This is a genomic window from Pseudomonas sp. DE0010, assembly GCF_007680745.1.
In the GTDB taxonomy this organism is placed as follows: Bacteria; Pseudomonadota; Gammaproteobacteria; order Pseudomonadales; family Pseudomonadaceae; genus Aquipseudomonas; species Aquipseudomonas parafulva_B.
In genome coordinates, this window is the sequence record NZ_VEJQ01000125.1 from 1 (window position 1) to 315 (window position 315).

1 protein-coding gene is annotated in these 315 nt (G+C 73.0%); it reads left to right on the plus strand.

The features are described from left to right. The coding region (locus tag FS767_RS21935; protein WP_178102773.1) for a chemotaxis protein CheW at nt 1-315 on the plus strand (315 nt) is incomplete at both ends.

The window sequence follows — 315 nt, forward strand, 5'->3', positions numbered from 1 at the left end:
CGGGAGCGCGCCGCCTGGGCCGAGCACTATGCCGAACCCCTGGACGACCGCCAGGCGCGCTCGGCCAGCGCCCTGGTCTTTCGTCTGGGCGCCGAATGGCTGGGGCTGCCGGGCAGTTGCCTGGTGACCGCCACCGAACCCACCGCCGTACACCGCGTTCCTCACCGGCGTTCGCCGCTGCTCCGCGGCATCGTCCCGGTACGCGGCCAGCTCCAGCCCTGCATTGCCCTGGAGCTGCTGCTGGCGGTGGCACCGGGTGACCAGACTCGCGGCTTTCCGCGCCTGCTGCTGTTGCATGTCGGCCGCCGCGACTGG